We start from the raw sequence: 8986 nt of genomic DNA, 5'->3' as shown, positions 1-8986 counted from the left end.
GTGGAGCGGTCGAGTACAATATGGTAGCGCATTTCCACAGTGAGGCAAACATGTACTTTTGCGCCTAAGTGTGTTAGTATGCGTGTTTTTTACGAATTACTTGGAGGAAATAGTGAGGGTATTGTTATTTTTATCACTCCTCGGAATGGCGCTCATCGGAAATGCTGCTACTAAAACCAATCAACTTGTTAAAACCATTCACCAAGTCCAGTCGAACATTCACTATTCACGTTATCATCTCGGACAAAATCTCTTTGACTTAGATCGTGGTGTTTATATCTTAGATTGTTCCAGTTATGTCGATGATTTATTACAACGCGCGTTCCCTAATGCATTCCAACAATTAAGTTCTTTTTCACACACCCATTTGCCGAATTCTAACGATTATTATCATTTTATTAACCACTTACCCATCACCATTCAAGACACCGATTGGGAAAAAATTGAAGATGTGGGCAATTTACATGCCGGTGATATTTTAGTGTTTCGCTATAAACGTCCGCATTATCACGTTGCAGGACACGTTATGGTGGTGGTAACGCCACCAGAAAAAATTCAAAATCAAGTTTACGTCGTCAAAGTCGCCGATTCAACACCATTTCCGCACAGCAACGATACGCGACGCGCACATGCTGGAGTCGGTGTGGGAGACATGTTATTAAAAGTTAATTCCAATGGTGAACCTGTGGCCTATGCCTGGCGAGTGCACGCCGGCTTTGAGAGCAAAATGCATATCGTGATGGCTCGCGTGACCTAAACCTCGTTAACGCTTGGAACTGATCACTTTTTTAGCGTTTTGCCGAAGGTGTTTTTGCCAAGGCTAATGCCGGTCCTTCATCTTGATTTAATAATATTAAAATCGCTGAAATAGCAGTATCGAGATCTGTTGTGCTTAACAACAGTTGATCCGGCTGCGCATTGCTATAATACAGCTTTTTTTGAATAATTTTTTCGACATTTTCTGTGATAGCTGTGAAAAAGTTTTCTAAAGAATCATCGCTAAATTGTCGTATAGTTTTTTCGCTAAGATTATATAATAAATAAAAGCTAAACGTTTCAATAAAATCCTGTTGTTGCTTTTCTTGATAATGTAAATTAGGTTTACTCTGTTTAGCTAATACATTGGTTAAACAACTTTGTATAAATTCATCCGATTTTTTTAAAAATGCTTCGCTTTCAGGGTTAAAATTCCATTTAGAATTTTCATGAAGTAAATCAGAGAAGGATTGAACAATCTCACTATCACTAGCATCGAGCGCAGAATAATTTAATAAATACCCCGATGTTTTTCTTCCCTTGAAGATAAACTCACCTTGCATGAGTTTCTCATGAATAAGATGGGTTAATTGTTTTATGTTTTCATCAGTAAAATGATAGTTACATTGTGGTAGGGGGCCTGCTTTTAATACAGATGCTAAATTAAAATAAAATTGACTTAACTGATGAGGGGTATTAATGATGGTATTTTTTTTAGTTATATCCACTAATACTCTCATGGCAATATTATGAATAATGCCGGTAATTTCCAAGTTAGATTGATTGCAAAAAAAACTAGTGAATAAATGGAAAATGCTGTTTTGAAGATTTTTATTATTAAGACTATCAAGATTAAATCTCATTTTTTTTGAGTGATGAGTGTCAGGAATAATAAATTGATGGATCTCGAATAAAGTTACCATAATCGATCGAAATAATTGACGTAGCGATTTACTGGTGCTTTCTCCATAAAGAATAAAGGGTTGTAAAGTGTCTGCCAAAAATAGACTGATGGCTTGTTGGGCGGTAATGAAATTTTCATCATCAGAAAACGTAAATTGTGCTTTAATCAGATCGAAAACTTGGTGGGCTAAATGATCAATCGAACTCGACGTTCTGCCGCGAAAAAAATAACTCATGAAATTTAGTTCGGTAAGTTGAGATTTTTTATTCTGATACTCAGTAGTTATTGTTGATATTGACTGCATATCCAATCCTTGCGTGAGTTTTTGTTTTACTCTAACCCATTCAAGGTTACGTGAATATGCGTATTTATCACCTTGGCTATAGCGATTTTCTCATTTTATTGTTAAGAAAATTGCTAGGCTAAATTTTCCTCTGACTGATAGACGTTTTAATTGTATAATCACTCTCATTAAAAAAATTAAAATAATAATACGCTGTGAATGAAACTATAGATGCCAAAACCGATTAAAATAATTCCCCCACAGCGATTTAATCGATGTATCACTGGTTCAGATAAACGATGTTTGGTGAACCACAAGCCAGTGTTTAATCCAATCACCCAACTGAGTGTGCCAAATAATACACCAAGCGTGGGATAAAGGAGTGAAGTATGATAGCTTGCACTTAAACTGGCAATTTGTGCACTGATCGACGTCCAAAATAAAATAGTATAGGGATTCAGTAATGTCATTAAATAGCCTTCCAGATAATGACGCCATAATGGAATTTGTTTAAGCGGGGTAGAATTATTTTGCAGCGGTAAGCTTAAGGCTCCGTAACCAAACCATAATAAAATGATGGCGCCCAACATGCCGATTAGGCTTAATATCATGGGGTGAGAGAGTAGGTTAATGATGCCGAGATATAATAAAACGATATAGGTAACATCCGCGCAGCAAGCGCCTATACCTAAGCTTACGCCTGAAAATAATCCCAAACGTAAATGTCGTCGAATCATTTCTAAATTCACCGGTCCAATGGGGATGGCTGCCCCCAAACCTAATAAAATGCCGATAAAAAATAAATGCATAATGAGAAATTACCCTAAGCCTTTTTGATCGACTGGTGTAATTTGCAGAGAATTAATATTAATATGCGCTTTGCGAGTCACACAAAACAACACTGCTTCTGCAATATCTTCTGCGGTGAGTGGCGTCATGTTGGCATAAACTTGTCTGGCACGGTTCGCATCGTGTTGAAAACGCACCAGACTAAATTCTGTTTCTGTAAGTCCAGGTTCAAGAGCAGTGACTCGAATAGGTGTATCGGCTAATTCTAATTTTAAACCGCGAGTGATGGCATCGACCGCATGTTTCGTGGCGCAATAGACACTACCGCCAGGATAAACGCGATGCGCCGAAGTCGAACTGATATTAATAATATGGCCGTGGTTGTGAGCTTTCATTTTAGGAATGATTTGTTGAGTCACATAGAGCAATCCTTTGATATTGGTATCGATCATATTATCCCAGTCGGCAATGGCAGCACTTTCAACGGGATCGAGTCCCAGCGCCAGTCCAGCATTATTAATCACAATATCAATTTTTGGATAATCTTTTAGTACGTCTTGTACGTTTTGCGGGTTAGTGACATCGAGCACGGCATAATCGACGGATGTGTGATAACGTTGCTGCAAATCTTGGCTTAATTGTTGCAATTTATCGTGGCGACGCGCGGTTAATAGTAAATGCGCGCCCTGTTTGGCGAAGATTTCGGCACAGGCAGCACCGATGCCCGCCGATGCTCCCGTGATTAAAGTTATTTTCCCGGTTAAATCTTGCATAATATTCAGCCTAAAATAAAATTTTGAAGATTATAAAACAATTATTTATCCAAAACACGGCAAAAATAACCTAATTTTCTCAATTAATCAGAAATAATTGTTTGTGCGCTGGATAAATGTACATTTATTTGCTAGATTTATAGTAAGTGTGCATATAAGGTGGCTGTGCTATGAATATTAAGCAGCTTCACGTCAACTATATTCCCGAAGAAGATCGGATGGTGTTGACCATTGATGGGCAAGATACTGATCAACAACATCTTTATTTAACACGACGGTTCGTACAATTGGCCGCCGATGCTTTGTTAGATTTATTTATTTTTGCCGCAAAACAACATGCGCATCAATTTAGCGATGATGAACAACAGTATCTTTTGGCGATGGAGCATCAACAAGCATTAGCAGAACGTAATAAAAATCAAGGTAAATTTGCCATTTACCCGGCAGAAAAACATTCTGAACAACCTATTTTAGTCACGCAATTATTTATCACTCAATTTGAAAAAGATAATCAATTAGTATTATCGTTTATTGGCGATCGCGAAAGTTCGCGGATTGATTTGTGTATTAATAATTCTTTACTGCACTCTTTATATGCCTCAATTGCAAATTTATGCGAACACGCGCAATGGGATATTCCCTTCTCAGTGACTCATCCTCCTGAAATTACCTTAGATAAACGCAAATTAAATTAAATAATCTATACTTGAGGAGAGCCTGTGCTCAAGGAGAGTAGAGCCATGCAACAGCGTTTTTATTTCAATGTTAAGGCTATTTTTGCCGGATTATTTATTTTATTATTATTTCAGCTATCCTATGCCACCACCACGGTATCACAAATTTCTTTTGCATTACGCAATGGTATTTTAGTGATCGATAGCACGGTGTATAAAACAATTCATGCGTGTCCACACATGCAAACTGGCGACAATATTATTTTTTTAAAACAAGATAAATATGCTCGCGAATTTGTCAATTTACGCACGCAAACGCTCTGTCTAGTCTATCAACCCGATAAAAAACTAGTACCACTTGCTCCACAACCACAATACGATTTAAGAATGATTAAATAATTACAGTGAATTAATTTGCAAGACTTGTGATGTTTGCAAACGTTGTAAACGCATATCGACAAACAGGGTGCGATTGGGTTGAAAGAGTTTTAATACGGCGTCTCGATCTAAGAGAATAGGCGAAACTTGAGTAAAGCCCACTAAATTCGTCTGTTTGATTTGAGGTTCTGCACTAATATTTAAATGAACATCAGGTTTAGTATCTTGATACAAGGTTTGTAAAATCGTGGTATCAATAAATAAACTGCGATAACTGGGATCGTCGCTAAATGCATGAACGCCACGAATAATTTCCCCGTGGAATTTTTCTGCCACCCACGAAGTGTCATTAGTAGGATTGGTAAATTCTAGAAAATAATCATTCACAGAGTTGGCGTGCTGATCTTCTAAATGACACACGGTATTTTGAAAGCAATTGCAATTTAAGGCTGTATTTTCCAGATGAATGGCGCGTTGATTATTATCATTTAATGTTTTTATCCAGCTATTAAATTGATCATCGCTTACGGTTAAAGCATTAATGATGGTTTTAAAAGTATCGGGGTTGGCAAATTTTCCATTTGAGCCGGTAATGGTTTCATGATTTTCCCCATCAATAATGCCAAATGCTGTTTTTCCTTTAGATAAGGTCAGTTGATATTGTTGGGGTTCGCGAAAATCAATATCACACCACGCACAATTCATATTTGCAGCCGATAAACGGACTACTCCATCGGTACCGATTTCATTTACCGCAGCGGATAGTCCTGATAATCCACGATTACCGATTAATACCGTGCAAAGAATATTTCCCGGGCGATAATAATTATATTTCCCAAAACGATCCTGCAAGGCTAAATCCCAGGTGTAACTACTCGCAGTTTCTAACGCTTTTAAAATGGGTGCACCGGTTTGAAATAAATAAGAGGATTGTGAGCCAATTATTACTCTTCCTAATAATGAGCGGCCTTTTTGCGCTAATGGCGATCCAAAATTCGCGGGCGCTAACATTAATAAATGTTTAATCGGCACGGTATTGGGTTGATAATAACGGGCGATCCAACCACGAATAATTAATCCACCCGTTGAGTGCACCACGACATCGGTGCTTGCGAGTTCGGTGGGCAAGCGTTTGGCAATCCAGGCGGCTTGTAAGGCGTCAATTAAATCATCGATAATAATGTGATCGTTTAAGGAAATATAATTGGCGAGATTAATATCACTCACCGGACGCGAAGTGGCGGTTGCAATTTGTTGTGCGAGTGGTTTTAGTGCATCGCCATTGGAATTCCATCCGTGAATAAAGACGATTGGGTTTGGCATTCGCGGAATCATCCTTGTTTCAAAATAAAAATCAGTATACGCTTAGCGCCATTAAAGTGCTATACCAGAGTTTAACCCTAATTTAAGTTTAAGATGACTACGTCACCAGTAACAATTGATTATGGCAAGATAAATATCTCTTGAAATCTACGAGGTATATGCTTAACTAATTTGTGGAGGTATAAACAATGAATATGATGAAAACAACCTTATTATTAGGCGGACTCACCGGATTATTATTGGTTATTGGTGGTTTGCTGGGTGGTAAAGCGGGCATGCTGATTGCGTTAGTGATCGCGGCATTCATGAATTTAGGCGCGTATTGGTTTTCGGATAAATTAGTTTTAAGCATGTATCATGCCACCGAAGTAGATGCTAGCGATAGAACAGGCTTATATCAAGCGGTCATGGAATTAAGTGGACGGGCAAATATTCCCATGCCAAAAGTGTATTTAATTGAAGATGACATGCCTAATGCTTTTGCGACCGGACGAAATCCTGAAAATGCCAGTGTGGCAGCGACAACCGGATTAATGGCGCGCTTAAATAAACAAGAAATCATGGGCGTTATGGCGCATGAATTAACTCATGTGCGGCATCGCGATACGTTAATCAGCGCAATTGCTGCAACCATTGGTGGTGCAATTAGTATGCTGGCTAATTTTGCGATGTGGTCTTCAATTTTTGGTGGTAATCGCGACGATAATCACGGTTCAGTGATTGGCGAAATTTTAATGATGGTGCTTGCACCTATGGCCGCGGGTTTAATTCAAATGGCTGTATCGCGTTCTCGCGAATATGCCGCCGATGCGGGAGGAGCGGCGTTATGCGGCAATCCTTTATGGCTAGCTAGTGCTTTAGAAAAACTCGAAGCCACTAAACACACTATTCATTCTTCCCAAACCGAAACTCATCCAGCCACGGCGCATTTATTTATTGTGAATCCTTTACAAGGCGAAAAAATAGCCTCATTATTTTCAACCCATCCATCCACTCAAGATCGGATTGCGCGTTTGCAAGAAATGGCACGTTCAGGACAATATCGTTTCGATTAAAATAAACTCGTAGGAGCAAAATAATAATGAAGTTTGTCATCATTTTTTTAAACGTACTGTTAGCGAGTTTTTCGCTATTAGCTCATGCTGCCACATTTTCATTGCCGCCTGGCGATCACAAAATTGTGGGTGAAGTATTCAATATTCAATCACAACCTCACGACACCTTGTATAAAATCGGCAAGCGCTATGATCTAGGTATTTATGAAATGATTGAAGCTAATCCCAAGATAAAACCCGATTGGGAATTAGTGGAAGGCACCAAGATCACGATACCCAACCAGTTTATTTTACCGGCTACGGCCGATGGTCAGTATAAAGGACTATTTATTAACCTTGCAGAACTGCGTTTATATTATTATCCACCTGGCAAAAATGAAGTTAAAACCTATCCAGTGGGAATTGGTAAACGCGGCTGGCAAACTCCCGTAACACCCGATGAACAGCCAGCACGCGTGACAGAGATGGTGGAAAATCCAACTTGGCGACCTACCAAAAAAATGCAAAAAGCGCATTTCAAATTAACCGGACAATATTATCCCGATGAAATTGCAGCGGGTGAAACTAATCCATTGGGTTATTATAAAATTCGTACCAGTTTAGATCGCGGCACCTATTTAATCCATGGTACCAACGATCAGAATTCTGTGGGGCTTAGAGTCAGTTCAGGTTGTATTCGTTTGTGGACAGCGGATATTCAGGATTTATTTACGACGATTATGGCAGGAAAAACGATCCCAAAACCTAAAGCAAAAGCGGCAAAGGTCGACAACAACAGCGACAGCGAAAATAAAGAAAAAACCGGTGCGACTCCTGAACCCGTTAAATTAATCACATCTTCAGTCTGGTTAACCAAAAAAGAGGCGCCGGAAGTTCGCATCATTAATGCGCCTTATCAAGTGGGCGTAGCCAATAACCAAGTATTATTTGCAGCTCATGTACCATTATCGGATGATAAAGATCATCCTCGCGATGATATTGCGAAAGCCATCGAATTATTAAGCGGCATGGCGTTACAAAATAATTATTATATACATTGGGAAACGGCTGAAGCGGTGGCGCGAGCACTTAATGGCATTCCAACGGTGGTAGGTTATGCCAATTAAAAGGTAATCAACGAAATGATGAATTAACTAAGAGGCAGTAGCATGGATGTGTTAACCGATGCTTGGCAAAGTTTGGATGAGGATTATGAGCTTAATCATCAGGATTTAGATATTTATCATCTAACCACGGTGAGTGAATCTTCGCGCTTGCCACGTTATCAGGCTCTATTAAATGCTGAAGAATTACAACGAGCAGCGCGTTATCATTTTGAAGTGGATAGGAATCGTTTTATTATCGCTCGCGGTGCATTGCGATTGATTTTAGCGCGGTATTTATGTTTGGCTCCAGAAGAAATTCAGTTCGACTATTTAAAACAGGGTAAACCTGTCATTATTCCTGCGCAAAATCCACAAAACATGCAGTTTAATTTATCGCATTCGCATGAAGTTATTTTATGTGGCGTGCACTTTAATCATCCCCTGGGAATAGATGTCGAATACATGAGTCGTGATTGTGACTATTTGGAAATTGCCAAACGTTTTTTTTCTGCAAAAGAATTTGAAGATTTGCAAAGCCTACCATTTTCGCAAATTCCTCTCGGATTTTTCAGTGCTTGGACGCGCAAAGAGGCTTTTATAAAAGCCTTGGGCGATGGTTTATCTTATCCTTTAAAACAATTTGATGTCAGTTTAAAACCAGATTCTTCCGCAAAAATACTTCGCATTCAACGCGATCCTAACGCCGTTAAAAAATGGTTTTTACACGCATTTCGTCCACAAGAAGAGTATGTTGCAGCCGTCGCATTAGCGACTACCATCAATAAAATCCATTTTTGGCGATGGAGTTTATAATCTGTAGCGTGGAACGCAGCGCAGCCGTAGCCTGGAACGCAGCGTAGCCGTAGCCTGGAACGTAGCGCAGCCGTAGCCTGGAACGTAGCGCAGCGGAGATCCAGGAAAACCACCATCAAAAATAACCTTAATTCAAATTAAAAAATTCTGCTT

The 8986-nt window shown here is 39.2% G+C and carries 10 protein-coding genes; 6 read left to right on the top strand and 4 right to left on the bottom strand.

Features of this window, described 5'->3' with window-relative positions:
* Window positions 1-121 precede the first annotated feature (121 nt).
* Window positions 122-757: a hypothetical protein gene (locus KIT27_11935; GenBank protein ID MCW5590356.1), complete on the top strand. Its 636-nt coding sequence runs from the start codon at window positions 122-124 to the stop codon at window positions 755-757.
* Window positions 758-788: 31 nt separating this feature from the next.
* Here the strand turns inward: KIT27_11935 and KIT27_11930 are convergent, their stop codons facing one another.
* The 3 genes from KIT27_11930 to KIT27_11920 form a co-directional block, all read right to left on the bottom strand.
* The gene (locus tag KIT27_11930) at window positions 789-1964 is read right to left on the bottom strand and encodes a hypothetical protein (GenBank protein MCW5590355.1); all 1176 of its coding nucleotides are present in this window, start codon (window positions 1962-1964) and stop codon (window positions 789-791) included.
* A gap of 176 nt (window positions 1965-2140) precedes the next feature.
* Complete coding sequence (locus KIT27_11925; protein ID MCW5590354.1) at window positions 2141-2752, bottom strand: LysE family translocator; 612 nt, start codon at window positions 2750-2752, stop codon at window positions 2141-2143.
* A gap of 9 nt (window positions 2753-2761) precedes the next feature.
* Window positions 2762-3514, bottom strand: a complete 753-nt coding sequence (locus KIT27_11920) for an SDR family NAD(P)-dependent oxidoreductase (GenBank protein ID MCW5590353.1) — start codon at window positions 3512-3514, stop codon at window positions 2762-2764.
* A 161-nt stretch (window positions 3515-3675) separates the two neighbouring features.
* Here KIT27_11920 and KIT27_11915 point away from each other — a divergent pair, with 161 nt between their 5' ends.
* Entirely contained in the window at window positions 3676-4200 is a 525-nt protein-coding gene (locus tag KIT27_11915; GenBank protein MCW5590352.1) for a hypothetical protein, read from the top strand.
* 45 nt (window positions 4201-4245) lie between these two features.
* Entirely contained in the window at window positions 4246-4578 is a 333-nt protein-coding gene (locus tag KIT27_11910; GenBank protein ID MCW5590351.1) for a hypothetical protein, read from the top strand.
* Here the strand turns inward: KIT27_11910 and KIT27_11905 are convergent, their stop codons facing one another.
* A complete protein-coding gene (locus KIT27_11905; protein MCW5590350.1) occupies window positions 4579-5880 on the bottom strand; it encodes an alpha/beta hydrolase in 1302 nt (433 codons plus the stop codon).
* A gap of 188 nt (window positions 5881-6068) precedes the next feature.
* On the opposite strand from KIT27_11905, the gene htpX reads away from it, so the two are divergent.
* The 3 genes from htpX to KIT27_11890 are packed head-to-tail and all read left to right on the top strand — an operon-like array spanning window position 6069 to window position 8833.
* The gene (gene htpX, locus KIT27_11900) at window positions 6069-6935 is read left to right on the top strand and encodes a zinc metalloprotease HtpX (protein ID MCW5590349.1); all 867 of its coding nucleotides are present in this window, start codon (window positions 6069-6071) and stop codon (window positions 6933-6935) included.
* Window positions 6936-6961: 26 nt separating this feature from the next.
* On the top strand, window positions 6962-8041 hold the full coding sequence (locus KIT27_11895; GenBank protein MCW5590348.1) for a L,D-transpeptidase family protein: 1080 nt from the start codon (window positions 6962-6964) through the stop codon (window positions 8039-8041).
* A 42-nt stretch (window positions 8042-8083) separates the two neighbouring features.
* Window positions 8084-8833 (top strand): 4'-phosphopantetheinyl transferase superfamily protein, encoded by a 750-nt coding sequence (locus KIT27_11890; protein MCW5590347.1) that lies wholly within the window; start codon window positions 8084-8086, stop codon window positions 8831-8833.
* Window positions 8834-8986 lie beyond the last annotated feature (153 nt).

This window comes from Legionellales bacterium, from assembly GCA_026125385.1.
GTDB lineage: Bacteria > Pseudomonadota > Gammaproteobacteria > JAHCLG01 > JAHCLG01 > JAHCLG01.
The sequence above is the reverse complement of the archived record's forward strand: the minus strand, read 5'-3'. Positions and strand labels throughout refer to the sequence as shown.

Coding starts and splice junctions, on each gene's coding strand:
- KIT27_11895 (MCW5590348.1), top strand. CDS start 6,962: ATGAAGTTTGTCATCATTTTTTTAAACGTACTGTTAGCGAGTTTTTCG.
- KIT27_11925 (MCW5590354.1), bottom strand. CDS start 2,752: ATGCATTTATTTTTTATCGGCATTTTATTAGGTTTGGGGGCAGCCATC.
- KIT27_11915 (MCW5590352.1), top strand. CDS start 3,676: ATGAATATTAAGCAGCTTCACGTCAACTATATTCCCGAAGAAGATCGG.
- KIT27_11905 (MCW5590350.1), bottom strand. CDS start 5,880: ATGCCAAACCCAATCGTCTTTATTCACGGATGGAATTCCAATGGCGAT.
- KIT27_11890 (MCW5590347.1), top strand. CDS start 8,084: ATGGATGTGTTAACCGATGCTTGGCAAAGTTTGGATGAGGATTATGAG.
- KIT27_11930 (MCW5590355.1), bottom strand. CDS start 1,964: ATGCAGTCAATATCAACAATAACTACTGAGTATCAGAATAAAAAATCT.
- htpX (MCW5590349.1), top strand. CDS start 6,069: ATGAATATGATGAAAACAACCTTATTATTAGGCGGACTCACCGGATTA.
- KIT27_11910 (MCW5590351.1), top strand. CDS start 4,246: ATGCAACAGCGTTTTTATTTCAATGTTAAGGCTATTTTTGCCGGATTA.